Source organism: Rhizobacter sp. OV335 (genome assembly GCF_900142965.1).
Taxonomy (GTDB): Bacteria; Pseudomonadota; Gammaproteobacteria; order Burkholderiales; family Burkholderiaceae_C; genus Rhizobacter.
In genome coordinates this window covers 1-25,220 of sequence record NZ_FRCQ01000038.1, presented here as the reverse complement: position 1 = coordinate 25,220, position 25,220 = coordinate 1, and the positions used below count along the sequence as shown (strand labels likewise).

Here is a 25,220-nt window from a genome sequence, read left to right as displayed (position 1 = left end):
GGCAGCGCTCCGGTCAGGCGGGCAGCGTGGCGCTGGCGGCTACCGGCTTCTTCTGGGTCACGCCCACGCCATGCCGCACCGCGATGATCTCGGCCAGGATCGACACCGCGATCTCGGCCGGCGAATTGCCGCCCAGGTTCAGCCCGATCGGGCCATGCAGGCGGTCGATCTCGGCGGGCGACAGGTCGAACATCGCGAGCCGCTCGCGGCGTTTCGCGGTGTTGCTGCGCGAACCGAGCGCGCCGACGTAGAACGCGGGCGATTTGAGCGCTTCGAGCAGCACCATGTCGTCAAGCTTGGGGTCGTGCGTGACGGCCACCACGGCGCTGTGCGGGTCGAGCTGCATCTCGAGCGCGAGGTCGTCGGGCATCGCCTTGCTGAACTGCGTGCCGGGCACGTCCCAGGTGAGGTGGTATTCCTCGCGCGGGTCGCAGCAGGTGACTTCGAAATCGAGCGCCAGCGCCATCTGCGCCAGCACGCGCGAGAGTTGCCCGGCGCCGATCACCAGCAGCCGCCAGCGCGGGCCGAACAGCGCGCGCAGCCGGCGGCCGTCGAACGCGAAGCCGTCACCGCGGGAAGCGGCCTCGATCTGCACGGCACCGGTGTCGAGGTCGAGCAGGCGGGCGACGAGCTCATGCCGCTGCGTGCGCGTCAGGATCTCGTCGACCCAGGCGGTGTCCTGCAGCGGCTCCTGCACCAGCCGCAGGTTGCCGCCGCAGGGCAGGCCGAAGCGGGCCGCTTCTTCCTTCGTGACGCCATAGGTGATGAGTTGCGGCCGGGCGACGCGCTCGCCGGTGCGCACGCGCTCGATCAGGTCGTCTTCGACGCAGCCGCCGGAGACCGAGCCGACGACCAGCCCGTCGTCGCGCATCGCGAGCAGCGCGCCGGGCGGGCGCGGCGCCGAGCCCCAGGTCTCGAGCACGGTGACGAGCCAGACGGCGTGGCCGTCGGCGCGCCACTGGCGGGCCTGGGTGAGGACTTGCAGGTCGAGGCTGTCCATCGCGGTGTGGGTACGGGAGAAGGCGTGGATCCTATCGCGGGGCCGAATCAGGTGCAGGGGGCGCGGCGTTGACCCAGCTGTCACCGATGTTTGCCATGAAACGTCATGCCCGGTACGTCAGAACGCCGAGACGTTCTCGCGTCAGAAGTTACTAACAGTTCTCATGCAAACCTAAGCAAGGACTGGAATCCCATGAATGGACTTGGCCAGAATTTACGCGCAATACACTCTTCATCGACCCGTATTGTGGATATCCGCATCGACGTTGCTATGGTGGAAGAGAAATTCAACGCATCAATAGATTGCGGCGATTTGCAAGCTTTGTTGGAGTTGGGGGCTGACATGAGAAGCATCTCGTCAAGTCCCGAAGCTGTTGATCTGGTCGTGAATTGGCTGCACTCGCTGTGGGATGTGTACAAGAAAAATTCCTCTGACAGGAAAGATATTTTCTGCGACGTATGTGACGCGATGCAGTTGAGCGCGGATCAGCCATTGTTGGAAAGACTTTCCACGTCGCAGTTTCACGGTATCAGTGAGTTATTGTGGGTTGTCAAGGAGCATTCTACGGGGGTGCAGCGCGATGACATGAGGAACTTGCTGGCGCGATTCTGTGGAAAATCTGAAAGCGAGTGGTCAAATGACGAGTGGTTAAATGACGAGCTGTCAGATGATAATATCCCCATCCTCAGCTCTGAGGGCTCGAGTGCATTGAGAAAAATGAGTGAGGCTGTCGACGGCTCTGATCCAATGACGGTGATTGGCATAGCAAGGAATGTTGTCGCAAGCGACATGGAGGTCAACGAGAAATTATCTGTTCTTGAGGGGATGAGGAGATTTTATGTGGCTGGGGCCAAGGCGGCGAATCAATTGGTCGCCACAGAATTCGATAAATTGAAATCTACTGTGACAAATTTGGTTCCCACGTCGAATCACGGGTCTGAGGTGGGTCCAGTCGTGAGTGGTGTCAGGGTTTTGAATGAATTTGAAAATTTAAAAGGCCGCATGAATTCGGCTCTGAGTCGGAACCATCTGCAGGTGCTGGATGTGGCGCGCGAAATTGCAAATAGCAATCTCGAGTTCGAGGAAAAGTACGATATTTTGTATGCCTTTGGGGTGGGGGTGCTAGATCCTGAAGTGGAGCTTCGGAATGATCCAGTTCACCTGGCCATATTTGAGGAATTTCGCAATGGCTGGATAAATAACGTTTAAAAAGTGGTGTCGTGCATTGCAGAGGCTTTGCCGATGCAGGCTTCAGAAGAAAAACGCCTGAAGCCGGAGATCACATGGGAGATGGCGTCAGGCGGGGAAGAATGGGTGCAGTGGGGCTCGACTCAGGCGTCGACGGCCGGCACGCGCTTGCCGATCACCGTCACGGCCGGCATCTGGACCACCGGCAGGCGGGCTTCGGCGCCGGCCTTGGCGCGGGCCGCGGTGTGGGCTTGCGCGGCGAAGCCGAGCGAGGCGGTGGCGAACAGGGCGAAGGCAAAGGCGACGGCGGAGAGGCGGCTGGTCATGGTGGGCTCCTGGTGTGGCGTGGTGGGCAGCAAGGGGGCTGCGATGGAGTGGACTCTAGGAGTCCGCCCCTCGCACGCCCAGCGGCTTGCGACCAACTGCCGGAAAGCAGGGACCAGCTGCGGCGCCGGCCGATGGCCCCTCACCCACAACTCACCGACTGCGTCGATATGCCTCGGTCACATCCCCCTCCATCCGGTAGCCCGAGGTCCCGAGCGCCGTGTCGCTGAAGGCCGCGTGGATCGTGCCGCTGACCCACAGCGCGTCCATCGTGCGCACGCCGGCCAGCGGTTTCGCGAGCTTCACGTGGATGGTCTGGTTGGCCGGCGGCGGCGGCACGTGGATGCAGGCACCGAAGTAGGGCACCAGCAGGAACTCGCGCAGCTGGTCACTCTCGCCTTCCAGCGGCACCACGAAGCCGGCGATGCGCACGCGCTGCTGGTCCATCGCGGCATTGGTCGGCGCGTTGTTCCAGGCGCGCTTCAGCCGGTCGAGCGCCGCCTGCGCGCGCGGGTCGCCGTCGCCGAACATCCGGAAGCTCAGCGCCTGCACGTCCTTCATCGGGTCCCAGTCCTTCGGCGTCAGGTCCTCCCAGGTCGTCAGCTTGTAGCCACCGGCCACCGCGGCGCTCGCGGCGCGTGCCGCGACCGCGGGGGCCAGCTTGTCGCCGATGCGGTAGTCGGCCGCATCGGTCTTCGGGCTGTCGGGCACCTTCGGGCCGTCGGCCGCATCGCTGCAGGCGCCGCACAAGGCCAGCAAGGCCGCGAGCACGCCACTCCAGATCGTCTTCATCAGGATTCCTTTCATCACAGGCGCGGCGTCAAGCCGTCCGACAACGACAGACGGCAGGCCCGCCACGCCGGCAGCACCCCCGCCACCAGGCCGGCGGCGAGCACCAGGCCGATCAGCTTCCATTCGCCCACGCCCGACACGCCGGGCGCCGGCGCGCTGCCGAACTGCCCCTGCAGCCACGGCCCGGCCAGCAGCGACAGGCCGGCCAGCAGCGCGAGCGCGGCCGCGGTGCCGAGCACGGTCGCGCCGACGCTCTCGGCCACCAGCAGCGCCGCGATGTGACGCGGCCCCGCGCCCACCGAGCGCAGGATCGCCAGCTCGCGCCGCCGCTCGTTCAGGCTCGCGAGCACCACCGCCACGAGCCCGGCCAGCCCGACCACCAGCACCAGTGCCGACACCGCGAGCAGCGTGCGCTCGACGATGCCGACCACCTGCCACAACTGGTCGAGCGCGACGCCGGGCAGCACCGCGAGCAGCGGTTCGCCGTCGAACTCGTTGATCTCGCGCTGCGCCCGGAACACCGCGCCGCGCTGGTCCAGCCCGACCAGCACCGCGGTGATCGTCTTCGGTGTCAGGTCGAACTTGCGCACCACATCGGGCGCGATCACCAGGCCCGGGATCGGCGCGCCACCCTGCCAGTCGAGGTGGATCGCCTCGATCGCCTGCAGGCTGATGTGCACCGTGCGGTCCACCGGCGTGCCGGTCGGCGCGAGGATGCCGACGATGGTGAACGGCTTGTCGGCATGCTCGGTCAATCCTTCTCCGCCGCTGCCGTGGCTCAGCGTGATGCGCTGGCCGATCGCGTACTGCAGCGAGCGTGCGACCTCGGCACCGACCACCGCTTCGAACACGCCATCGACCGTGCCGCTGAACGCGCGGCCCTCGGCCACCACCAGAGGGCGGCGGTAGCCGTAGCGGAAGTGCTCGAAGTAGCCGGTGCTTGTGCCCAGCACCGCGAAGCCCCGGTGCGAATCACCGAGCGACAACGGGATCGTCCACGCGACACCGGGCCGTTTCGCCAAGGCCTCGGCGCTGCTCCAGCGGATGTTGTTGGTCGCCTCGCCGAGCCGGAACACCGCGTACAGCATCAGTTGCACCGGGCTCGTGCGGGCGCCCACCACCAGGTCGGTGCCGGACACCGATTGCGCGAACGCCGCGCGCGCCGCGAGCCGGCTGCGCTCGACGCCCAGCAGCATCGTCACCGACAGCGCGATCGCGGCGATGGCCAGGCCGAGCGTTGCGCGGCGGTTCCACGCGCTTGCGAACGCGATCTTCAGCAAGGCCTTCATGCGGCCTCCTGCTGCAGCGTCGCGGCGCGGTTCAGCTCGGCCAGAGCCACCTCGCGCGTGAAGTGCGCGGCCAGCCTCCTGTCATGGCTGACGAACAGCAGCGTCGCCTGCGCGGCCGCGCACTCGCGCAGCAGCAGCTCGATGAAGCGCTGCTGCGTGGCCGCGTCGAGCGCCGAAGTCGGCTCGTCGGCGATCACGATCTCGGGCCGCCCGAGCAGCGCGCGCGCCGCGGCCACGCGCTGCTGCTGGCCGACCGAGAGCTGCGTGGCCGGCCGCGCGAGCAGCGCGCGCGGCAGGTCGAGTGCTTCCAGCAGCCGGCGTGCCTCGTGGGCCAGGTCGCCATCGGAGGCTGACAGCGCCCGCTGCGCGCGCAGCGCCGAGAAGCGGCACGGCAGCAGCACGTTGTCGAGCACGCTCAGGTAGGGCACCAGGTTGAATTGCTGGAACACGAAGCCGACGTGGTCGACGCGGAAGCGGTCGCGCGCCGCGCCGGGCAGTGCCGACACGACCTGGCCGAGCGCGGTCACACGGCCGCTGTCCGGTACCAGCACGCCGCCGAGCAGGCCGAGCAGCGTGCTCTTGCCGCTGCCGCTCGGGCCGTGCAGGAAGACGCGTTCGCCGAGCAGCACGCTGAAGTCATCGATGTCGAGGCAGGGCGGCAGCGAGGGCTTCCAGCGGAAGCGCAGGTGCTGCACCTGCAGGATCGGCGCGGCGCTCACCATGCGACGCTCCGGCGTCCCGGCAGCAGGTCGAGTGCGCGCTGGCCCGACGGCGCGGCGACCTGCACCTTGAGCCGGCGCAGGCCGGGGAAGTGGCGCATCAGGTCGATGTCGACGCCGGTCAGCGCCTGCGGGGCGTCGCAGGTCCAGCTGAAGTCGGCATCGAGGTCGGCGTGGCCGTCGCCATCGGCCGGCGTTGTCTCGATGGATTCGCCGAGCGCGGCCGATGACGCGAGCCGCACCGTCGTCACGTGGCAATGCGCCGCGGCGGTTGGCGTGAACACGCTGGCGGTGTCGCGCAGCGTGCGCGCCATCTGGCGCACTGTCGTGCGTTGCACGTCGGTGCGCGGCACGTGTTCGAAGCCGAGCAGGTTGTCGAGCGGGCTCTCTAGGCTGATCTGCAGTTGCGGGCCGTCGATGACGATGCGCAATTCAGCGACGCCGTGCACATGGGCGCCGGGCTCGTGGGCCTGGGCGTGAACGACGGCAAAGGTGGAAGCCAGCGCAATGCAGGCTGGCAGCAGGGAATGAATCTTCATGACGCGTGTATCCGGTGGGGGCGAATGGCGACGAGTCCCGTTCGCCCTGAGCAGGGACTGAGCCTGTCGAAGGCCCGTCCGTCGAAGGGTTGTGCCCGAAGCGCGCAAGGCCTTCGACAAGCTCAGTCCCACCCTTCGACAAGCTCAGGGTGAACGGGTTTCTTTGCAACTGCCGGGTCCCTTCGAGGACCTCTCGGGCTCAGGGTGAGCGGGGGTTCGGGTCAGGACAGCGTCGAAAGGGGAGGGGCGCGGCTCAGGTAGGCCGGCTCGAAGCGCGCATCCCGCGCGGTGACCGGTGCGGCCGCAGCCAGTTCGAAGCGGGCCGACGAGCCGGTGGGTGTCGCCACCTGCGGCGTGGCCGGGTGGTCGAGCTGGGCGAAGGCCAGGCACTGCGCGCACAGCGCGTCGATGTCAGTCGCTTGGGCCGAACTCGCGTGGGACGAGGTCGCCGCCAGCGATTGCCGCTGGTGGTCCAGCGCATGCCCCAGCACGTGCAGCACCGCCTGCTGCTGGCTGAACACCAGCAGCAGCGCGAGCAGGGCGCGCCAGACGACACGGGAAGCGGACATGGCCGACAGTATGACGGCGCGTCGAATGTCAGACCGTGTCGGTCGGTGTCTCCAACAGCTGCGCCGTGCGGCGCACATGGCCGAGCCGCGGCATCACGTACTGCATCGACGCGAGGTGCGGCTCGGCGAGCGGCGCGCTGCAGGCGTCCTCGGCGATCACCAGCTGGTAGCCGAGCTCCCAGGCCGCACGCGCCGTGCCTTCGACGCCGATGTGCGTGACGATGCCACCCAGCACCAGCGTCGTGATGCCGCGCCGGCGCAGCTGCAGGTCGAGCTCGGTGCCGTGGAAGGCATTCCACTGGCGCTTGACGATCTGCAAATCGCCGGGCGCGCTCGGCAGCGCTTCGGGGTCGTCCCACCAGTGCACCGGCAGCTCGCCGGGCGGCAGCGGCGCCGGCTGGTCGGTGCGCTGCGTCAGCAGGTCGGGGAAGTCGGCGTTCCAGCCGACCTTCACGCGCACCACCAGCGCGTTCGATGCGTGGAAGCGCTCGGCCAGCGCCGCGGCGTTCGCGAGCACCGTGGCACTGTCGTGCGGCGCACGGCCGAAGCCGACGATGCCTTGCTGCAGGTCGATCAGCACGAGTGCGGTGCGGGCGGGGTCGAGAGGTTTGGAGTCAAGAGATAGCATGGGATCCTTCAGGGCCTGATATGTGAGGGTTTCCTCGCAAAACTAATTCTATGAGGAAATCCTCACAAAAGTCCAGCCTGCCCGACGAGGGCGAAGCCGCGCCCGTCGAGCGTGTGCGCCGCCAGCGCGGGCACCAGCGTGTCGAGGTGCTGCTCGGTGCCGCCGCCCAGGTGTTCGCCGAGAAGGGCTACGACGCGGCGACGATGACCGAGATCGCCGCGCGCGCCGAGTCGTCGATCGGCTCGCTCTACCAGTTCTTCCCGACCAAGCCCGGCGTGGCGCAGGGCGTGATCGCGCTGCAGGCGGGCGAGTTGCAGGAGCGGCTCGCGGCGATGGCCGGGGCCAGTGCGGGCTGGGATGTCGATGAACTGAGCGCGCGGCTGGTGGTCGCGCTGATCGAGTTCCGCGCGGCCCACCCGTCGTTCGCGCGGCTGGTCGATTCGCCGGGTGCGCCGGCCGCGCAGGTGCAGGCGGTGCGCCAGGCGATGCGCGTGCAACTGGCCGAGATCCTCGCGCCGCACGCGCCCGGGCTCACGAAGGCCCGGCTCGCCGCGGTGGCGGTGGCGGTTCAGCAGGTGATGAAGGCGGCGGTCACGCTGAACACCGAGGCGGCGCCGGGCACGCGCGCCGCGCTCGTGGAGCTGAAGGAGATGCTGCGCGTCTATCTGCGCGCGGCGCTGCAGGCCTGAACCAGGCCGGGATCAGGCGGCCAGGTCCAGCCACAGATCGACCTTCGGCGCGTTCGGGTCGCGCGGTTTCCGCCGGCGGTTCTTTTGCCCGCTGCCGAAGGTGGCGACCGGCGTCGTGATGCGGCGCAGGTCGTCGAGCACCGAATCGGTCGGTGGCGCCTGGCGCGTCGATGTCACCGGCACCGGCACCGACGTCGCCGTGAAGAGTTCACGCGGCAGGAACAGGGAGTCGCTCATGGGGGCCTCGCTCGTTCTGTGATCACGGCCACGAGTTTGCGGCCGGCGTGCTTCAGCGGCGCTTCGCTTCGGGTTTCATTTGTTGCGCGGTCCGCGACTTCCGGGCATAACGGTGAGGCGCTCAAGCAAACACACGCACAGGCCGGCATGCCGGCCGATCAGGGAGGTGGCGTGGGGAGAACTCATGACGCCGCCGTGCCGGTCATCGGGCACGATTCAGCGGCCGTATCCGACGACGACGACGGCCCGGCGTTCCTGCCGGACCAGGCGGCGAGCCCGGCGCAACGCCGGCGCGCCACGGCCATCATCGCGGTGTCCGCGTTGCTGTTCATGGCCTTGGCACCGTTTGCAAAGGTCAAGCTGGCGCCATTCCCCAGCTTCATCGCGCTCTACGAGACAGCAGTCGTCGTCAACGACCTGATCACGGCCGTGCTGCTGTTCGGCCAGTCGCGCGTGCTGCGCGCACGGCCGCTGGCGGTGCTGGCGAGCGGCTACCTGTTCGCGGCCCTGCTGGTGGTCGGCCATGCGATGAGCTTTCCGGGGCTGTTCACGCCGGAGGGCCTGCTGGGCGCGGGGCCGCACAGCACCGCGTGGATCTACCTGTTCTGGCACCTCGGCTTTCCGCTGTTCGTGCTGGCCTATGCGTGGCCTGCGCGCGGGTCGCAAACGCCGCGCGTCGAACGGCAGGGGCCGTTCGCTGTGCCGCTGTTCACCGTCGCGCTGGCGTTGGCGTTGATCGCGCTGGCGACCGTCGGCGCACCGCTGCTGCCGGCGGTGATGCAGGGCTCGCAATCGACGCCGCTGTTGCGCGGCATGGTCGGGGTCATCTGCGTCGTCACGGTGCTGACGCTGGGCCTGTTGTGGAAGCAGCGCCGCCAGTCGGTGCTCGACCGCTGGCTGATGGTCGCGCTGTGCGCCTGGCTGTTCGACACCGCGTTGTCGGCGATGCTGAACGGCGGCCGCTACGACCTCGGCTTCTATGCCGGCCGGCTGTACGGGCTGCTGACCTGCAGCGTGGTGCTGTATGAGCTGCTGCTCGAGAACGGGATGATGTACGTGCGCCTCGCGCAGGCGCATGCCGACGAGCGCCGGCGCGGCCGCGAGCTGGCTCAGGCGCGCGACCAGGCGCAGGCGGCCGATGCGGCAAAAAGTTTGTTCCTCGCGAGCATGAGCCACGAGATCCGCACGCCGATGAACGCCATCATCGGCCTGACCCAGCTGGTGCTCGACGGCCGGCTCGACGAGCAGCAGCGCGGCCACCTCGCCAAGGTGCAGACCTCGTCGAAGGCGCTGCTCTCATTGCTCAACGACATCCTCGACTACTCGAAGGCCGAGGCCGGCCGGGTGGTGCTGGAGAGCGAGGAGTTCAGCCCTGAGGAGACGATCGAGAACGTCGGCAACCTGTTCGCCGTCAAGATCGAGGAGGCCGGGCTGGAGCTGGTGTTCGAGATCGACGAGGCGATCCCGCAGCGCCTGCTGGGCGATTCGCTGCGGCTGACGCAGGTGTTGAACAACCTGGTCGGCAATGCGATCAAGTTCACGTCGCGCGGCGAGATCGTCGTCAGCGCGGCGCTGCTGTCGCGCGACGACACGGGGGTGGAGCTGCGCTTCGGCGTGCGCGACACCGGCATCGGCCTGACGCCCGAGCAGGCGGGGCAGCTGTTCCAGGTGTTCAGCCAGGCCGAGCGCAGCACCGCGCGCCGCTACGGCGGCACCGGGCTGGGTCTCGCGATCTGCAAGCGGCTGGTCGAGCTGATGGGCGGCATGATCGAGGTCCGCAGCACGCCGGGCGAGGGCAGCCTGTTCAGCTTCAACGCGCGCTTCGGCCTGGCGCGCGAAGCTGCGGAGCGCATCGACCTGCATGCGATCCGCGGCATGCGCACGCTGGTGCTGGACAACCAGCCGACCGCGCGCGTGGTGTTGCAGCAGGTGCTGCAGAGCTGGCGCTTCCAGGTGGGCAGCGCGGCGTTCGCTGCCGACGCGCTGCACAAGCTCAAGCGTGCCGAGGGGCAATCGCCGTACGAGCTGCTGTTGCTGGACTGGCGGTCGGCGGATCTCGATTTCGTGCACCAGGCGCGGCGCCTGATGGCCGAGCGCGGCGCACCGGAGCTGGCGATCGTCGCGATGGCGACGCCGCACACGCTGGAGCGGGTCAGCGAGGCGCTGGGCGGGCTGCCGCTGACGGGCGTGCTGAGCAAGCCGGTCACGCCGTCGCGGCTGTTCGACACGGTGGTACGCCTGCAGCGCGGCGACCAGGCGCCGAGCACGCCGGCGGTGTCGCGCACCGCCGGCTATGCCGAGCAGCTGAAGCCGCTGCGCGGCGCGCGCGTGCTGCTGGTCGAGGACAACATCGTGAACCAGCAGGTGGCGCTTGCGTTCCTGGCGCTTGGCGAGCTGGAGGTGACGGTCGCGAACGACGGCCTGGAGGCGGTGGAGTGGGTGCGCAAGGCGCCCTTCGACCTGGTGTTGATGGACATGCAGATGCCGGAGATGGACGGCCCGCAGGCGACGCGCGTGATCCGCCAGCTGCCGCAGGGCGCCGAGTTGCCGATCATCGCGATGACGGCGGCGGCGATGGACGAGGATCGGCAGGAGTGCTTCGCTGCGGGCATGAACGCGCATGTCAGCAAGCCGATCGATCCGCAGGATCTGGTGGCGGCGCTGCTGGAGTGGATGCCGTCTCGCGGTGTGGCTGCTTCTGCGCGTCGCGGCGGGTGAGGGGATGGGGCTCGGCAGTTGCAAAGAAACACCGTTCGCCCTGAGCCTGTCGAAGGCCATGCGCGCTTCGGGCACAACCCTTCGACGGACGGGCCATCGACAAGCTCGGTCCCTGCTCAGGGCGAACGGTTGAGGCCCCGTTCGGGCTGAGCTTGTCGAAGCCCTGGTGACTGCGAGCGGCCCCTTCGACAGGCTCAGGGCGAACGGGCATGTGTCCCACCCGCGCCTTTGCTGCGCCTCAGTCCGCCTCCGAGCAGAAATCCCCATCCGCCACCAGGCACTGTCCCGGCTCGGCGTCCGATGCGATCGCCCCGCCACGCGTGACGATCCGGCTGCTCGACAGCCGCTTCGCCTCGGCCGTCGGCAGCAGCACCCACATCTGCCCGCGGTGCTTCGTGCTGCGGGCGTTCTGCCCGGCCTCCGAGCCGAAGCCCCAAAAGTAGTCGGCACGCACCGCGCCGCGGATCGCGCCGCCGGTGTCCTGCGCGAACACCAGGCGCTGCACCTGGATCGCCGAGCCCGACGGCGCCGGCGCGCTGAGGAACACCGGGTAGCCGAGCGGCGTCACCCGCGGGTCGACCGCCACCGATCGACCTGCCGTCAGCGGCACGCCCAGCGCGCCTTGCGGCCCTTCGCTGGCCGGCCGGTCAGCCACCGGCTTGAAGAACACGTAGCTGGGATCGGAGACCAGACGGCCTTGCGCGACCCGCGCCGGCGGCTTGGCCGACGCGCTCGCGGCCGGCTTGGCACCGCCCAGCAACTGGTCGACCAGGCTGTCCGTTGCGCCACCGCGCGGCGGCGCTGCCGGCACCGCCTTGCCGCCGCGCGTGACGACCGGCGCTTCATCCGAAACCGCACCAGCCGCCGCGTCGTCCTCCAGCACGAACTCCTGCGGCTGCTCCGCCACCGCACCGGTCCCGCGCGTGACGAGCTTCGTGCTCTTCACCGCCGCGACCCGCAGCGGCTTGAACGGATGCCCGTTCTGCTCGGCGTACTGCACCCGCAGGATGCTGCCGTCGGGCAGGCGGATGCGCCCCGAGCCCTGCACCTGCATCGCATACAGCGCCAGACCGTCGTTGACCCACGCGATCACCGGCGCGCCGATGTCCTGCGGCAGGTTCAGCGCCTCCAGCTCGGCACGGGTGTAGTAAGGCTCGGCGCGCGCGCCGGACCCGCTGCCGGCCAGCCGCGCCCGCAGCCGGCGGTCACGGTCGTCCAGCTCGAAGCGGCGCAGGTCCATCGCGTAGCTGCCGGCCTGCGGCGCCGGCAGCACCACCAGCTGGTTGCCGTCCGGCCGCACCGCGATCACGCCGCGGCGCTGCGCCTTCGGCACCCGCGACCAGTCGATCGTGTACAGGTCGCGCGGCACGCCCAGCACCGGCACGTTGTAGACGGCGCTGCGCTGGCGCTGGCCTTCGAGCAGCGGCTCGAAGTAGCCGGTGATGTCGCCCTCGCGGCTCGCGTCGGTGTTCAGGATGCGCAGCAGCGAGAAGCGGCTCTCGAAGAAGCCGCGTATTGCCGTCGTTCCGGCTGCGGTGTCGCCGGCCGGCACGCGCCGTGACGCGTCGCAGATCTCGCGCCATTCGTCGCGCTTCTGCAGCACCTCGCACGAATTGCGGAACGCACCCCAGCCGGCGCGCAGGTCGTCCTGCTGCCAGCCCGGCAGCTCGTCGAAGTTGGCGAGCTTGAAGACGGCGTTGCGGGTGCGCACCTCGCTCGGTGCCGCGACCCGCGCCACCCCCGATTTCGGTGTCGCGACGCCCGGCGCGACGCTCGCATTGGCCAGCGGCGCGGGGCCGCCGGCCGCTGCTGCACCGCCCGCCGCGGCGGCGGACGGCCCCGAGCCACCCGGCGGCGCCTGCGAGGCACAGGCGGCCAGCGCCAGCACGGCCAGCGCGGCCGACAGGCGCAGGGTCGGCAAAGGTTCGAAGCGTTGCATGGCGCGAGCCTAGGCGCCGCCCGGGCGCCGTCCAACTGACCTTCGTCAACCGGCTTGCCGCGCCCGGCCCCGCGCTCATTACCTAAGTCACGACTGACTGGTGAGAGCGACCGCTATCCTGCGGACGCCAGACCGTGAACGGGGCCGGATGCCGCGTTGCGGACCGGCGTCCCCACCCCTCACCAGACCCGCCGTCCCCATGCGCCATCTGTTCATCACCGCCGCGCTGGCCGTCTTCGGCCTCGTCGCAGGTTGCACCACCGTCGAGAAGTACAACCCGTTCGCCGGTCCCGCCACGCTCAAGGGCGAGGTCACCGCCGGTGCCCAGACCAACCCCGATGCCCGCAAGCGCGCCTCCCCGGTCGTCGTGCGCGTCTTCGAACTGAAGGCCAACGCGCAGTTCGAGTCGGCCGATTTCGTCTCGCTGTTCGAGCGCGAGCAACAGGTGCTCGGTCCCGACCTGGTGTCGCGCGAAGAGTTCGTGCTGCGCCCCGGCGAAAAGCGCCCGCTCGAGAAGAAACTGTCGCCGGAGACCAAGTTCATCGGCGTGATGGTCGCGTTCCGCGAACTCGAACGCGCCCGCTGGCGCGCCGTGATCCCGGTCGCCGCGAACCGCACCAACGTCGTCGCCGTCAGCCTGGACGACATCGCGGTGCAGGCCACCCGCACCCAGCCCTGACCGGACGGATCCCTCCATGAGCTGGCGCGCCAAGGTCGTCTGGTCTTCGGGGATGTTCCTGCAGCCCCACCATTTCCAGCAGGAAACCCGCTACATCGAGCGCCTGGTCGACGCACGCACCCGCTGCGTGACGCCGTTCGCCTGGGGCTTCTCCGAGCTCGAGATCGACGAGGGGCTGCTCTCGCTCGGCAAGCTCGGCCTGACGCGCGCCGCCGGCCTGCTGCCTGACGGCACGCCGTTCTCGATGCCGCTGCTCGACCCGCTGCCGCCGCCGATCGAGGTGCCGTCCGACGTCAAGGGCGAACTGATCTACCTCGCGCTGCCGCTGCAGCGCCAGGGCCTGAACGAGGTCGATTTCAGCGGCACCGACGAGCTGTGCCGCTTCGAGGCTGCCGAAGAGAACGTGCGCGACAACACCGACGCGAGCGACGAGCCGGCCACCATCCAGACCGGCCGGCTGCGCATGCGCTTCGTGCGCGCGAAAGAGGCCACCGAGGCCTATGCGCTGCTCGGCATCGCGTTCGTCGCCGAGCGCCGCAGCGACGGCCAGGTCACGCTGGAGCGCAGCTACATCCCGCCGCAGGTGGCGATCGAGGCCACCGCCCAGCTGTCGGCCAGCGCGTCGCTGCTGCACGGGCTGATCCTGCAACGCGCGCAGGCGCTGGCCGGCCGCATGGGGCAGCTGGGCCACGGCGTCTCCGAGCTGGCCGATTTCCTGATGCTGCAGACGCTGAACCGCAACGAGCCGATCTTCAGCCAGCACACCGCGGTGCCGAACGCGCACCCGAAAGAGCTGCACCGCGACTGCCTGCGCCTGGCCGGCGACCTGGCCACGCTGGCCAGCAGCACGCGCCGCCCGCCCGAGTTCCCGCCGTACCGCCACGACGACCTGAACGCCTGCTTCGCGCCGGTGTTCGCCGAGCTGCGCCGCATGCTGACCGCGGTGCTCGAGCAGAACGCGCTGCAGATCGAGCTGGTCGACCGCACGCACGGCGTGCGCACCGCGGTCGTCAACGACCTCGAACTGGTGCGCACCGGCAGCTTCGTGCTGGCGGTCAATGCGCAGGTGCCGGGCGAGCAGCTGCGCCAGCGCTTCCCGGCGCAGACCAAGATCGGCCCGGTCGACAAGATCCGCGACCTGGTGAACCTGCAGCTGCCCGGCATCGGGCTGCGCTCGCTGCCGGTGGCGCCGCGCCAGCTGCCCTTCCATGCGGGGTATTTCTATTTCGAACTCGACCGCAGCGGCGAGCTGTGGAAGGCGATCACCGTCAACGGCCACGTCGCGATGCACATCGCGGGTGATTTCCCCGGCCTGGAGCTCGAACTCTGGGCGATCCGCAGCTGATCGGGGACGGCATGTCGAAGAGCGATTCAAACCGGAGCAGGAGGAGCGATCTTGGTGTCGATGAGGAGGGGAGTCGTGGCCGCGATGGCGGCCGCTTGGTGCCTGGGGTTGGCGGGTTGCGCGACGGGCTACGGCTCGCAGGGCTACACCGGTGGCTATTTCGAGAAGTCGGCCCCGGGCAAGATGCAATGGGTGTACTTCTCGGGCAACGCCTACGTGACGGCCGACGTGATCAGCCGGTTCGGGCTGTACCGCTGCGCGGAACTGGCGCGGGCGCAGCACAAGCCGCACTTCGTCATCTACGAGCGTCTGGTCGATGCGGCCCGCGATCGGCCCGCCGACGGGCCCAACACCGGCCTGATCGGCGGCAAGCCCTATGCGGCCACGCTGCTGCTGATGCTCGACGAACCGCGTTACGGATCGAAGTCGACGCAGCAGGTGCTCGACGACCTGGACAGCCTCGTCCACCCCAAGACACCCAAGGCCGCTTCATGAAGCCGCTGATCAGGACATGGACCTGCGCACTCGCGTGCGCTGCCTCGCTGCTGTCCGGCTGTGCGCTTCCGGTCTACAAGCCGCAGCCGGGGGTGGTCGTCGCGAAGGTGCAGTGGATGGGTTTCGGCGAGCCGGCACTCTGCCTGGACGGCAAGGTCTACCAGGTCTGGACCCGGGACTCGGGCGGGGTGCGAACCGCCGAGGTGCCGACCGGCAACCGCATCAGCCTCGGCTCGCGGGTGTACATCGACAACGGCAACGCCAGCTACTCGTGCCAGCCCGCGGTGAGCTTCGTTCCGGTGGCCGGGCAGAGCTACTTCGCCAACACGGGGCTGCGCGCGACCAACACGTGCTTCTTCGAGGTGGTCAAGGCCGATGCCGACAAGGACACCGGCGTGGCGCCCGAAGAATCCGTGCGTCCGTCGCTGTGCCCCCTGGTGCGCTGACCGGCGCACCGAAGCGTCTGCAGAGTCCTGAAAGAACGTGGTGAGCGCGATGAGCCCCTCTTCCCCCGACGATCCGTTTGCCGAAGTCGACACCGGCCGCACCTTCATCATGCCGACGCCGGGCGGGCGCACGACCGCGATGCCGTCGCGCCCGCAGCACGCGCCGCAGCAGGCGGCCGGTGCCGACGTGGCCGCCGACATCGGCCCGAGCGACAGCGGCCTGAACCCGCTGGTCGCGCTGGCGAACCCGCTGCTCGCGCTGGTGCCGCAGATCCGCGCGTCGACCCAGCTCGCCGACCCGGCCGCGCTGCGCGAATCGATCGCGCAGGGCCTGCGCGAATTCGAGGCGCAGGCGCGCGCCCGCGGCATCACGCCCGAGCGCGTGCTGGCCGCGCGCTACATCCTGTGCACGCTGCTCGACGAGGTGGCCGCGACGATGCCGTGGGGCGCCTCCGGCCAGTGGGGCCGCCACAGCCTGCTCGCGATGTTCCACAACGAGACCGGCGGCGGCGAGAAGGTGTTCCAGCTGATGGCCAAGCTGGCCGAGAACCCGTCCGGCAACCGCGACCTGCTGGAGCTGATCTACGCCGCGCTGTGCCTGGGCTTCGAGGGCCGCTACCGCGTCGTCGACGGCGGCCGCGCGCAGCTCGAGGCGGTGCGCGAGCGGCTCGCGCAGATCATCAAGAAGGAACGCGGCGACTACGCACAGCCGCTCGCGCAGAACTGGCGCGGCGAGGCCGCGACCCGCCGCTCGATGCTGACCTGGCTGCCGCTGTGGGTGGCCAGCGCCGTCGTGATGCTGATCATCGTGTCGGTCTACCTCGGGCTGTCGTGGCGGCTGAGCGGCGATTCGGATCCGGTCTACGGCCGCATTCAAGAGCTGCGGCTGATCCCGCCGACGCCGCCGGTCAAGCTGCCGGCACCGAAGCCGCGGCTCGCGCAATTCCTCGTCAACGACATCAAGGCCGAGCTGGTCACGGTGCGCGACGAGGTTGACCGCAGCGTCGTGATCATCCGCGGCGACGGGCTGTTCCCGCCCGCCAGCGCGGCGCTCACCACCGATCGCGAGGCGCTGATGAAGCGCATCGCCGAGGCGCTGGCCCAGGTGCCGGGCTCGGTGCTGGTGACCGGCCACACCGACAACGTGCGCATCCGCACCGCGCAGTTCCCGTCGAACTGGCACCTGTCCGAAGAGCGTGCGAAGACCGTGCGCGACATCCTGGTGGGCTACGGCGTCACCGGCGACCGCGTGAAGGCCGAAGGCCGTGCCGATGGCGAGCCGGTGGCCGCCAACGACACGCCGGCCAACCGCGCGCTGAACCGGCGTGTCGAGATCACCCTGTTCATCCCGCGCGGCGCGACGCCCGCGGCCTCGGCTCCCGGAACCGGATCATGAAGAAGCTGCTCGGTGTCCTGCTCAACCCCTGGTTCCTGCTGATCCTCGGGCTGATCGCGCTGTCCCTGGTCATCTGGATCGTCGGGCCGCTGATCGCGATCGGCACCTGGAGACCTCTTGAAAGTTCGACCGCGCGGCTGGTCTTCATCGGCCTGATCGTCGGCCTGGTGATCCTGCGCAAGCTGTGGCAGTACTTCCGTGCGCGCAAGACCAATGCGCGCGTCGTCGACCAACTGCTGACGCCGGTGGCCGGCGCTGCCACCGACGACCCAGCCAACGCCGAGCTGAAGACGCTGAACGAGCGCTTCCAGAAGGCGCTGCAGACGCTGCGCAACGCGAAGTTCGAGAACGGCAAGACAGGCGTGGCCGGCGCGTTCAGCGGCCTCACGTCGCGGCTCGGCAAGCGCTACCTGTATGAGCTGCCGTGGTACGTGATCATCGGCGCGCCGGGCTCGGGCAAGACGACCGCGCTCGTCAACTCCGGTTTGAACTTCCCCTTGGCCGCCGCGATGGGCGAGCATTCGGTGAAGGGCATCGGCGGCACCCGCAACTGCGACTGGTGGTTCACCGACCAGGCGGTGCTGATCGACACCGCCGGCCGCTACACCACGCAGGACAGCCACAAGAACACCGACAGCAAGGCCTGGGAGGGCTTCCTCGATCTGCTCAAGCGCAGCCGGCCGCGCCAGCCGCTGAACGGCGTGCTGATCACCGTCTCGGTCAGCGACCTGCTCACCGCCAATGCCAGCGAGCGCGCACAGCATGCCGCCACCGTGCGGCTGCGGCTGCAGGAGCTGCACCAGCACCTGGGCATGCGCTTCCCGATCTACCTGCTGGTCACCAAGTGCGACCTGCTGTCGGGCTTCATGGAGACGCTGGGCGAGGTCGACAAGGACACCCGCGCGACGCCGTGGGGCATGACCTTCAAGCTCGACAAGCAGCAGCACACCGACCTGTCGGTGTTCCCGGCCGAGTTCGACGCGCTCGAGAAGCGCCTGACCGACGGCCTGATCGACCGCCTGCAGCTCGAGCGCGACCCGCAGCGCCGCGCCCGCATCTACGGCTTCCCGCAGCAGTTCGAGGCGCTGCGCGGGCTGCTGAAGGACTGGATCGACCAGGTCTTCTCGCCGTCGCAGTTCGAGGCCCACCCGCTGCTGCGCGGCGTGTACTTCATCAGCGGCACGCAAGAGGGCACGCCGATCGACCGCATGCTGGGCCGCATCGCGCGCACCTACCGGCTCGAGCGCACGGTGCTGCCGCCGCTGCAGTCCAGCGGCAAGAGCTTCTTCCTGTCGCGGTTGCTGAAGGAGGTGGTGTTCGGCGAAGCCGCACTGGCCGGCACCGACCTGAAATGGGAGCGCAGCCGCGCCTGGATGATCACCGCCGCCTATGCGGCGCTCGGCATCGTCTCGGTGTGCGTGCTGCTCGCCTGGGGCGTCAGCTACGTCAACAACCAGCGCTACATCGCGAAGGTGGACACCACCGTCGAGGAGGTGCGCAAGCTGGTGCAGTCGACGCCGAACCGCGCGTCGCCCGACACGCTGGTGCTGCTGCCGGCGCTGCAGGCCACGCGCGACCTGGCGCGGGCCGGCATCGGCGATTCGGTGCCGTTCAGCCACGGCTTCGGGCTGTACCAGGGCCGCAAGCTCGACGGCGCGTCGCAGCAGGCCTACCGCCGCATGCTGACCGACGCGGTGCTGCCGCGCATCGCGCTCGGCATCGAGGACCGACTGAAGACCGGCATCGACAACCCCGAGCTGCAGTACGAGGCGCTGAAGGCCTACGTGATGCTGTACGACCCGGAGCGCTTCGACCCCGCGGCGCTGAAGCTCTACGTGATGGCCGACTGGGAGACCAACCTGCCGCGCTCGGTGACCACCGAGCAGCGCGCCGAGCTCGAATCCCACCTCGACGCGCTGCTGGCCGAAGGCCAGGCGGTGTCGCCGCTGCCGGAAGACAAGCAACTGGTCGCGCAGACGCGCGCCCGCCTGATCGCGACGCCGCTGACCCAGCGTGTGTACCGGCGCCTGAAGCGCCAGGGCGTCGGCGCCGACATCCCGGAGTTCACGGTGGCCAAGGCGGCCGGCGCCGGTGCAGGCCTGGTGTTCACCCGCCTGAGCGGCCAGCCGCTGACCAAAGGCGTGCCGGGGCTGTTCACCTACGACGGCTACCACAAGGGCTTCCAGCGCGAGGTCGAGCGCGTCGCGCGCACGCTGGCCGATGAAGAGAGCTGGGTGCTGGGCGTCAACGACAGCGGCCGCCAGAACGCGCTGCGCTCGCTCGACGTGCAGCAGCAGCTCGCCGACGAGGTGCGCCGCCTGTACCTGACCGACTACGTCACGGTGTGGGAGGAGTTCATCGCCGACGTGAAGATGCTGCCGACGGCCAACCTGTCGCAGGCGGTGCAGATGTCGCGCGTGCTGTCGGCGCCCGACAACCCGCTGGTGCCGCTGCTGAAGGCGATGTCGCGCGAGACCACGCTCGGCGACAGCAAGGACGTGGCGTCGAAGGTCGAGACCAAGGCGCGCGACGCGATCCAGCGCTCGCGCGAAGAGCTGCTGCGGCTGCTCGGCAACCAGGCGCCGGCCACGCCGCTCGGCCCGGGCCAGCGCATCGAGAGCATCGTCGACGACCGCTTCATCGGGCTGCGCCAGCAGGTGCTGGCGGCCGACGGCAAGGCGGCGCCCATCGAGTCGACCATCGCGCTGATCAACGAGGTCTACACGCTGTTGACGGCCGCCGACACCGCGGTGAAGGGCGGCAACGTGCCGCCGCCGTCCGACGTGCCGAACAAGGTCAAGGCCGAGGCGGCGCGGTTGCCGGAGCCGATCCGCTCGCTGCTGAACACGCTGTCGGTCAGCGGCACCAAGGCGGCGCTCGACATCACGCGCAGCAACATCGGCAACTCGATCAATGCCGAGATCGGCGAGTTCTGCCGCCAGGCCATCAGCGGGCGCTACCCGTTCGCGCGCGGCAGCAGCCGCGACGTGACGCAGGAAGACTTCACCCGCGTGTTCGGGCCGGGCGGGCTGTTCGACGCGTTCTTCCAGAAGAACCTGGTGAATTTCGTCGACACCTCGACGCGGCCGTGGAGCTTCAAGAAGATCGACGGCGCGTCGATGGGCGCCGACAGCTCGACGCTGCTGCAGTTCCAGCATGCGGCGGTGATCCGCGACACCTTCTTCCGCGGCGGCGGCACCGGGGCGGGTCTGCGGCTCGACTTCAAGCCGATGGAGATGGATTCGTCGATCACGCAGTTCACGCTCGACGTCGACGGCCAGCTCGTCAAGTACGCGCACGGCCCGCAGATCCCGGCCTCGATCCAGTGGCCGGGGCCGCGCGGCAGCACGCAGGTGCGGGTGGCGCTGACGCCGGTGTCGGCCAGCGGCCTGTCGGGCGACACCCGGGAAGGCCCGTGGGCGCTGTTCCGGCTGTTCGACAAGCAGCAGATCGAGGCGGCCGGCGCGCCGGAGCGCTTCAAGGCGACCTTCAACATCGACAACCGCAAGGCGGTGTTCCTGGTCACCGCCAGCAGCGTGCGAAACCCGTTCCGCCTGCCCGAGCTGCAAGAGTTCTCATGTCCGGGCAAGCTGTGAGCCACGACTTCAGCATCGACCAGTTCATCAGCGGCGTCGGCACGCAGGCGCCGGGCTGGTTCGGCAAGCTGGCGATGCTGGGCGATTTCGCGAGCCGCCGGCTGCCGCAGCCCTTCGTCGACGCCTGCGATGCCTGGCTGTCGAAGGGCATGGATGCGAGCAAGACGCGGCTCGGTGCGCAGTTCCTCGACGTGTACCTGACCGGGCCGATCTGGCGCTTTGCGTGGGCGCCGGGCGTGATCGACAGCGAGTGGTGGGCCGGCGTGCTGATGCCGAGCGTCGACAAGGTCGGCCGCTACTTCCCGCTGGTGGTCGCGCAGACCGCGCACGACCTGCCGGAGACGCTCGAAGGCATCCAGGCGCTGGACGGTTGGTACCGGCACCTGAGCGCCGCGGCACTCGGCACGCTGGGGGCCGGCGCGACGGTGGAAGACTTCGAATCGGCGCTCGCGCGGGCGCCGTCGTGGCAGGCCGAGCGGCACAGCGTCGAGCCGGCTGCCACCGCGATGCCGGGCCGGCTGCGCTACACCTATGCCGGCGCGGCCAGCCTGCCGCAATGGATCGATGGCCTGGTGGTGGCCGAGGCGATGCGCCGCTACACCGGCCACAGCCTGTGGTGGCCGGACCATGCGTCGGCGCCCGACGACAGCCTGTCGGTCGCGCCGGGGCTGCCGCCGCCCGATTGCTTCTCGGAGCTGCTGGAGGGGCGCTGGTGAGCGAATCGACTTCGGCGCCGGACGACGACCGCACGGTGGTCAGGACCGATGCCCCGCTCGATGGCGGCAACTCGCTGCCGAACGGTTTCCGGCTGCAGGAGTACGTGGTCGAGGGGCTGGTGGGCGAGGGCGGCTTCGGCATCGTCTACCTGGCGCGCGACACCCAGCTCGGCCGCGTGGTCGCGCTGAAGGAGTACATGCCGGCGACGCTCGCGACGCGCGGGCCGCAGTGCGAGGTGTCGGTGCGCTCGGCGCGCCACCGCGAGACCTTCGAGCTCGGGCTGCGCAGCTTCGTCAACGAGGCGCAGCTGCTGGCGGCGTTCGACCACCCGTCGCTCGTCAAGGTGTACCGCTTCTGGGAACAGCAGGGCACCGCCTACATGGTGATGCCGTATTACGAGGGCCCGACGCTGAAGCAGTGGCTGATCGAGCACGGCCGGCCCGACGAGGCGCTGCTGCTGAGCGTGGCGCACCCGCTGATCGACGCGCTGGAGCTGATGCACCACCAGCGCTGCTACCACCGCGACATCGCGCCCGACAACATCCTGTTGCTGAACCAGCAGAGCACGCAGTTCGGCGGCGCGGCGAGCATGCGGCCGGTGCTGCTGGATTTCGGCGCGGCGCGCCGCGTGATCGGCGACGCGACGCAGGCGCTGACCGTGATCCTGAAGGCCGGCTACGCGCCGGTGGAGCAGTACGCCGAATCGAAGGCGATGCGCCAGGGGCCGTGGACCGACGTGTACGCGCTGTGCGCGGTGCTGTATGCCTCGATCACCGGGCGCGCGCCGCTGGCGTCGGTCAGCCGGCTCGTCACCGACGACCTGCAGCCGGCGGTGCAGGCCGGGGCGGGGCGGTATTCGCCGCAGTTCCTGGCGGCCATCGATGCGGGGCTGGCGGTGAAGCCGGACGACCGGCCGCAGGACATGGCGGCGCTGCGGGCGCTGCTGCCGGGCGGGCATGGGCTGGGGCATGGCACCCACGCACACACCTCGCAGCTGCTGGGCAGCACGACGCGCGGCGGGTTGCCGGTGCCGCCGGACCTGGGTGCGTCGACGGTCGTCGCCGGGGGCCGCTCGACGCGGCCGGCCGAGCTGATGCCGGATCCGCGGGCGACGCCGTCGTCGCGGGCCGGCATGTATGCGCTGGCCGGGCTGGTGCTGGTCGCGCTGGCGGGGGCGGGCTGGTGGTTCACCGGGCGCGCACCCGCGCCTGCGCCGGTGGTGGCGACCACGCCGGCATCGGCAGCCACATCAACACCTGCACCGGCACCCTCGCCGGCACCGGTCGCGGCGCCTGCGCCGCCGCCTGCCGTGCCCTTCGGCCTGGTCACCGCGCTGCAGGACATCGTGCGCCACGCCGACCCGGTGCTCGGCGTCAACGCGCTGGCCGACAAGTCGCAGTTGCGCATCGGCAGCGACCGGCTGCAGTTCCGCGTCAAGTCGTCGGAGGCCGGCTACCTGTACGTGTTCCTGGCCGGCACCGACAAGACCCACTTCTACCTGCTGTTCCCGAACGAGCTCGACAAGAACAACCGCATCGAGCTGAACCGCGAGGTCGTGCTGCCGCGCGCCGGCTGGCACATCACCGCGGGCGGGCCGCCGGGCACCGACCATATCGTCGCGATGGTGTCGCGCCGGCCGCGCGACATGACCGGCATCGGCGTCAAGAACGCCGGCGACCAGATCCCCGAGATCGACCTCGGGCTCGCCGAGCAGCTGTGGTCGGCCCGCAGCGCGGCCGAGAGCCCGTTCGCCGGCAAGCCGGTGTGCGAGGCCGGCGAATCGCCGTGCGATGGCAGCTACGGCGCGACGCTGCTGGTGATCGACGAGGTCAAGAAGTAGCCCGAGGGAGTTTTTGATGGCCACCAAGCCCGCAACCAAGCCGAAGCGCCCCACCGCCGACCCGTTGCCGAAGAACTCGCGCTTCATGCGCGTCGCGCGCCCCGACGAGATCGACGTGCGCGACCGGCCTTATCGCCCGGCCATCGGCAGCGCGCCACCGCCGACGCTGTTCCCGAAGCATGGGCTGCCAGTGAAGTACCAGGGCGACACGATGGCCTGCACCGGCTTCGCGCTGTCGCTGGTGGTGGAGCACCTGCTGCTGGCCTCGGGCCGCGAGCGCAGGCCCGCTATCTCGCCCTACATGCTGTACTCGATGGCGCGCCGCTACGACGAGTACCCGGGCTCGTCCGAGGACAAGGGCTCCAGCCTGCGCGGCGCGATGAAGGGCTGGTTCAAGCACGGCGCCTGCCGCGAGCCGCTGTTCCCCGCGCTGGAGATGCCGGCGGCGAGCAAGAGCCTGGCCGACGACTGGTGGTTCGATGCCGTCAAGCGCCCGCTCGGTGCCTACTACCGCATTGACCACAAGGCGATCACCGACATGCACGCCGCGTTGAACGAGGTGGGCATCCTGTACGCGAGCGCCGGCTGCCATTCAGGCTGGGATGACGGCATCGAGCTGACGGCGCTGAAGAAGCGGCCGACCTCGTTCACCGAGCCGCGCAAGGGGATCTGGGAGATCCCGGTCAAGGGCGGCCACGCGCGGCATTCGGGCCATGCGTTCGCGATCGTCGGCTACAACGAGCGCGGCTTCCTGATCCAGAACTCCTGGGGCACCGACTGGGGTTCGTTCGGCTACGCGATCCTGAGTTATGACGACTGGATCGCCAACGCGATGGACTGCTGGGTCGCGCAGCTCGGCGTCGTGACGCAGGACCACACCGCGATCTCGAAATCGATCAGCCTGCGCACCGATGCGGCCGGCCGCGTGTCGCTCGCCGCGAGCGAGGTGTTGCGCAACCGCGAGCTGTCGCCGTTCATCGTCAACATGGGCAACAACGGCGCGCTGAGCAACAGCGGCGTGTTCCGCACCCGGCCCGACGACGTGCGCGCGATCGTCGACGTGCAGCTCGCGCAGGCACGCAAGCAATGGGGGCTGCAGGACGACGTGGTCGACGTCTGCATCTTCGCGCACGGCGGGCTGGTCGGTGAAGCCGCGGCGGCCGACATCGCGGCGCAGTGGATCCCGATGCTGTACGAGCAGAAGATCTTCCCGATCTTCCTGATGTGGGAGACCGATTTCTTCACCAGCGCGCTGAACTGCATCGACGACGCGATCCGCGACGTGCCGCGCAGCACGGCCGCCGGTTCGTCGATGGGCGCCTGGTGGAACGAGCGGCTGGAGCGCGTGCTGTCGCGCCCCGGCACGCGCATCTGGGGCGAGATGAAGCAGAACGCCGATGCGATGAGCGCCTACAAGCCCGGCGTGCCGGACGACGAGCAGGCCGGCGCGGTGCTGCTGTACGGGCATTTCAAGCACGGCGTGGCCGACAAGCGCATCCGCATGCACTTCGTCGGGCATTCGGCCGGCAGCATCGTCGCGAGCCTGATGATCGACCGGCTGGCGCAGGAGGGCATGCGCTTCGAATCGGTGAGTTTTCTGGCGCCGGCGGTGCGTGTGGACACCTTCGACCGTTGCGTGCGGCCGCACCTGGAATCGGGCGTCGTCAAGCGCTACCAGCAGTTCCACCTGAGCGAGCGGGCGGAGCAGCAGGACCACACCTGCGGGCCGTACCGGCGCTCGCTGCTGTACCTCGTCAGCGAGTCGTTCGAGGGGGGGAGTACCACGCCGATCCTGGGGATGCAGCGGTTCTTCGACGACGTGGCGCCGACACTGCCGAACACCACCACGTGGGTGTCGCCGGGGCCCGTCAGCGCGAGCACGACGCATGGGGGGTTCGATGATGACCCCGGGACTCGGGCTCAAGTCGTGAAGTTCATCAGGGGATGAGGGGTCTGGTCACTGCGTGAGGCTGCAGCCGGGTCTCGCCCCGGCGGGCGAGTCACTTTCATTTGCCTTGCCAAATGAAAGTAACCAAAGCAAAGGCGCTTGAATACAACACCATACGGTTCGTTCT

Annotated in this window: 22 protein-coding genes; 12 read left to right on the top strand and 10 right to left on the bottom strand. The window is 69.3% G+C overall.

What is annotated here, in order from left to right:
- Nucleotides 1–13: 13 nt before the first annotated feature.
- Nucleotides 14–1,000 (bottom strand): XdhC family protein, encoded by a 987-nt coding sequence (locus tag BUE42_RS28040; protein ID WP_073468581.1) that lies wholly within the window; start codon nt 998–1,000, stop codon nt 14–16.
- 192 nt (nt 1,001–1,192) lie between these two features.
- Between BUE42_RS28040 and BUE42_RS32735 the strand changes: the two genes are divergently transcribed.
- A complete protein-coding gene (locus BUE42_RS32735; RefSeq protein ID WP_143171808.1) occupies nt 1,193–2,209 on the top strand; it encodes a hypothetical protein in 1,017 nt (338 codons plus the stop codon).
- 122 nt (nt 2,210–2,331) lie between these two features.
- Here BUE42_RS32735 and BUE42_RS28035 read toward each other — a convergent pair whose 3' ends face one another.
- The 7 genes from BUE42_RS28035 to BUE42_RS28005 all read right to left on the bottom strand — a co-directional run bounded on the left by BUE42_RS28035 (nt 2,332) and on the right by BUE42_RS28005 (nt 7,048).
- On the bottom strand, nt 2,332–2,514 hold the full coding sequence (locus BUE42_RS28035; protein WP_073468580.1) for a hypothetical protein: 183 nt from the start codon (nt 2,512–2,514) through the stop codon (nt 2,332–2,334).
- Between the two features lie 151 nt (nt 2,515–2,665).
- Complete coding sequence (locus BUE42_RS28030; RefSeq protein WP_073468602.1) at nt 2,666–3,304, bottom strand: DUF3299 domain-containing protein; 639 nt, start codon at nt 3,302–3,304, stop codon at nt 2,666–2,668.
- A 14-nt stretch (nt 3,305–3,318) separates the two neighbouring features.
- Entirely contained in the window at nt 3,319–4,593 is a 1,275-nt protein-coding gene (locus BUE42_RS28025; RefSeq protein WP_073468579.1) for an ABC transporter permease, read from the bottom strand.
- Nucleotides 4,590–5,315 (bottom strand): ATP-binding cassette domain-containing protein, encoded by a 726-nt coding sequence (locus BUE42_RS28020; RefSeq protein ID WP_073468578.1) that lies wholly within the window; start codon nt 5,313–5,315, stop codon nt 4,590–4,592. Before BUE42_RS28020 ends, BUE42_RS28025 begins: the two co-directional genes overlap by 4 nt.
- Complete coding sequence (locus BUE42_RS28015; RefSeq protein ID WP_073468577.1) at nt 5,309–5,851, bottom strand: DUF2796 domain-containing protein; 543 nt, start codon at nt 5,849–5,851, stop codon at nt 5,309–5,311. Before BUE42_RS28015 ends, BUE42_RS28020 begins: the two co-directional genes overlap by 7 nt.
- Before the next feature lie 221 nt (nt 5,852–6,072).
- Entirely contained in the window at nt 6,073–6,420 is a 348-nt protein-coding gene (locus BUE42_RS28010) for a hypothetical protein (RefSeq protein WP_073468576.1), read from the bottom strand.
- Between the two features lie 28 nt (nt 6,421–6,448).
- On the bottom strand, nt 6,449–7,048 hold the full coding sequence (locus BUE42_RS28005; protein ID WP_073468575.1) for a hydrolase: 600 nt from the start codon (nt 7,046–7,048) through the stop codon (nt 6,449–6,451).
- Between the two features lie 50 nt (nt 7,049–7,098).
- On the opposite strand from BUE42_RS28005, the gene BUE42_RS32730 reads away from it, so the two are divergent.
- Nucleotides 7,099–7,737 carry a TetR/AcrR family transcriptional regulator gene (locus BUE42_RS32730; protein ID WP_073468574.1) on the top strand — a complete coding sequence of 213 codons (639 nt, stop codon included), beginning with the start codon at nt 7,099–7,101 and terminating at the stop codon, nt 7,735–7,737.
- A 12-nt stretch (nt 7,738–7,749) separates the two neighbouring features.
- Here BUE42_RS32730 and BUE42_RS27995 read toward each other — a convergent pair whose 3' ends face one another.
- The gene (locus BUE42_RS27995; protein ID WP_073468573.1) at nt 7,750–7,974 is read right to left on the bottom strand and encodes a hypothetical protein; all 225 of its coding nucleotides are present in this window, start codon (nt 7,972–7,974) and stop codon (nt 7,750–7,752) included.
- Between the two features lie 171 nt (nt 7,975–8,145).
- Between BUE42_RS27995 and BUE42_RS27990 the strand changes: the two genes are divergently transcribed.
- Entirely contained in the window at nt 8,146–10,692 is a 2,547-nt protein-coding gene (locus BUE42_RS27990) for a response regulator (RefSeq protein ID WP_159445508.1), read from the top strand.
- Nucleotides 10,693–10,930: 238 nt separating this feature from the next.
- Here BUE42_RS27990 and BUE42_RS33965 read toward each other — a convergent pair whose 3' ends face one another.
- The gene (locus tag BUE42_RS33965; RefSeq protein ID WP_073468571.1) at nt 10,931–12,631 is read right to left on the bottom strand and encodes a murein transglycosylase A; all 1,701 of its coding nucleotides are present in this window, start codon (nt 12,629–12,631) and stop codon (nt 10,931–10,933) included.
- Nucleotides 12,632–12,830: 199 nt separating this feature from the next.
- Between BUE42_RS33965 and tssJ the strand changes: the two genes are divergently transcribed.
- The 9 genes from tssJ to BUE42_RS27940 all read left to right on the top strand — a co-directional run bounded on the left by tssJ (nt 12,831) and on the right by BUE42_RS27940 (nt 25,093).
- Complete coding sequence (tssJ, locus tag BUE42_RS27980) at nt 12,831–13,310, top strand: type VI secretion system lipoprotein TssJ (RefSeq protein ID WP_073468570.1); 480 nt, start codon at nt 12,831–12,833, stop codon at nt 13,308–13,310.
- Nucleotides 13,311–13,326: 16 nt separating this feature from the next.
- The gene (gene tssK, locus BUE42_RS27975; RefSeq protein WP_073468569.1) at nt 13,327–14,655 is read left to right on the top strand and encodes a type VI secretion system baseplate subunit TssK; all 1,329 of its coding nucleotides are present in this window, start codon (nt 13,327–13,329) and stop codon (nt 14,653–14,655) included.
- Between the two features lie 75 nt (nt 14,656–14,730).
- A complete protein-coding gene (locus tag BUE42_RS27970) occupies nt 14,731–15,150 on the top strand; it encodes a CC0125/CC1285 family lipoprotein (RefSeq protein WP_143171807.1) in 420 nt (139 codons plus the stop codon).
- Entirely contained in the window at nt 15,147–15,596 is a 450-nt protein-coding gene (locus BUE42_RS27965) for a hypothetical protein (RefSeq protein WP_073468567.1), read from the top strand. The genes BUE42_RS27970 and BUE42_RS27965 overlap by 4 nt, the downstream gene beginning before the upstream one ends.
- A 49-nt stretch (nt 15,597–15,645) precedes the next feature.
- Entirely contained in the window at nt 15,646–16,992 is a 1,347-nt protein-coding gene (locus BUE42_RS27960; protein ID WP_073468566.1) for a DotU family type VI secretion system protein, read from the top strand.
- Nucleotides 16,989–20,588: a type VI secretion system membrane subunit TssM gene (gene tssM / locus BUE42_RS27955; protein ID WP_235002658.1), complete on the top strand. Its 3,600-nt coding sequence runs from the start codon at nt 16,989–16,991 to the stop codon at nt 20,586–20,588. The genes BUE42_RS27960 and tssM overlap by 4 nt, the downstream gene beginning before the upstream one ends.
- Nucleotides 20,570–21,304, top strand: coding sequence for a type VI secretion system-associated protein TagF (gene tagF, locus BUE42_RS27950; RefSeq protein ID WP_083614669.1), 735 nt, complete (start codon nt 20,570–20,572; stop codon nt 21,302–21,304). The genes tssM and tagF overlap by 19 nt, the downstream gene beginning before the upstream one ends.
- A complete protein-coding gene (locus BUE42_RS27945; RefSeq protein ID WP_073468564.1) occupies nt 21,301–23,145 on the top strand; it encodes a serine/threonine-protein kinase in 1,845 nt (614 codons plus the stop codon). Before tagF ends, BUE42_RS27945 begins: the two co-directional genes overlap by 4 nt.
- A 16-nt stretch (nt 23,146–23,161) precedes the next feature.
- The gene (locus BUE42_RS27940; protein WP_073468563.1) at nt 23,162–25,093 is read left to right on the top strand and encodes a C1 family peptidase; all 1,932 of its coding nucleotides are present in this window, start codon (nt 23,162–23,164) and stop codon (nt 25,091–25,093) included.
- Nucleotides 25,094–25,220 lie beyond the last annotated feature (127 nt).

Excerpts from the sequence above, each read along its gene's own strand:
- BUE42_RS28040 (WP_073468581.1), bottom strand. The coding sequence starts at position 1,000 with ATGGACAGCCTCGACCTGCAAGTCCTCACCCAGGCCCGCCAGTGGCGC.
- BUE42_RS32735 (WP_143171808.1), top strand. The coding sequence starts at position 1,193 with ATGAATGGACTTGGCCAGAATTTACGCGCAATACACTCTTCATCGACC.
- BUE42_RS28035 (WP_073468580.1), bottom strand. The coding sequence starts at position 2,514 with ATGACCAGCCGCCTCTCCGCCGTCGCCTTTGCCTTCGCCCTGTTCGCC.
- BUE42_RS28030 (WP_073468602.1), bottom strand. The coding sequence starts at position 3,304 with ATGAAGACGATCTGGAGTGGCGTGCTCGCGGCCTTGCTGGCCTTGTGC.
- BUE42_RS28025 (WP_073468579.1), bottom strand. The coding sequence starts at position 4,593 with ATGAAGGCCTTGCTGAAGATCGCGTTCGCAAGCGCGTGGAACCGCCGC.
- BUE42_RS28020 (WP_073468578.1), bottom strand. The coding sequence starts at position 5,315 with ATGGTGAGCGCCGCGCCGATCCTGCAGGTGCAGCACCTGCGCTTCCGC.
- BUE42_RS28015 (WP_073468577.1), bottom strand. The coding sequence starts at position 5,851 with ATGAAGATTCATTCCCTGCTGCCAGCCTGCATTGCGCTGGCTTCCACC.
- BUE42_RS28010 (WP_073468576.1), bottom strand. The coding sequence starts at position 6,420 with ATGTCCGCTTCCCGTGTCGTCTGGCGCGCCCTGCTCGCGCTGCTGCTG.
- BUE42_RS28005 (WP_073468575.1), bottom strand. The coding sequence starts at position 7,048 with ATGCTATCTCTTGACTCCAAACCTCTCGACCCCGCCCGCACCGCACTC.
- BUE42_RS32730 (WP_073468574.1), top strand. The coding sequence starts at position 7,099 with ATGAGGAAATCCTCACAAAAGTCCAGCCTGCCCGACGAGGGCGAAGCC.
- BUE42_RS27995 (WP_073468573.1), bottom strand. The coding sequence starts at position 7,974 with ATGAGCGACTCCCTGTTCCTGCCGCGTGAACTCTTCACGGCGACGTCG.
- BUE42_RS33965 (WP_073468571.1), bottom strand. The coding sequence starts at position 12,631 with ATGCAACGCTTCGAACCTTTGCCGACCCTGCGCCTGTCGGCCGCGCTG.
- tssJ (WP_073468570.1), top strand. The coding sequence starts at position 12,831 with ATGCGCCATCTGTTCATCACCGCCGCGCTGGCCGTCTTCGGCCTCGTC.
- tssK (WP_073468569.1), top strand. The coding sequence starts at position 13,327 with ATGAGCTGGCGCGCCAAGGTCGTCTGGTCTTCGGGGATGTTCCTGCAG.
- BUE42_RS27965 (WP_073468567.1), top strand. The coding sequence starts at position 15,147 with ATGAAGCCGCTGATCAGGACATGGACCTGCGCACTCGCGTGCGCTGCC.
- BUE42_RS27960 (WP_073468566.1), top strand. The coding sequence starts at position 15,646 with ATGAGCCCCTCTTCCCCCGACGATCCGTTTGCCGAAGTCGACACCGGC.
- tssM (WP_235002658.1), top strand. The coding sequence starts at position 16,989 with ATGAAGAAGCTGCTCGGTGTCCTGCTCAACCCCTGGTTCCTGCTGATC.
- tagF (WP_083614669.1), top strand. The coding sequence starts at position 20,570 with ATGTCCGGGCAAGCTGTGAGCCACGACTTCAGCATCGACCAGTTCATC.
- BUE42_RS27940 (WP_073468563.1), top strand. The coding sequence starts at position 23,162 with ATGGCCACCAAGCCCGCAACCAAGCCGAAGCGCCCCACCGCCGACCCG.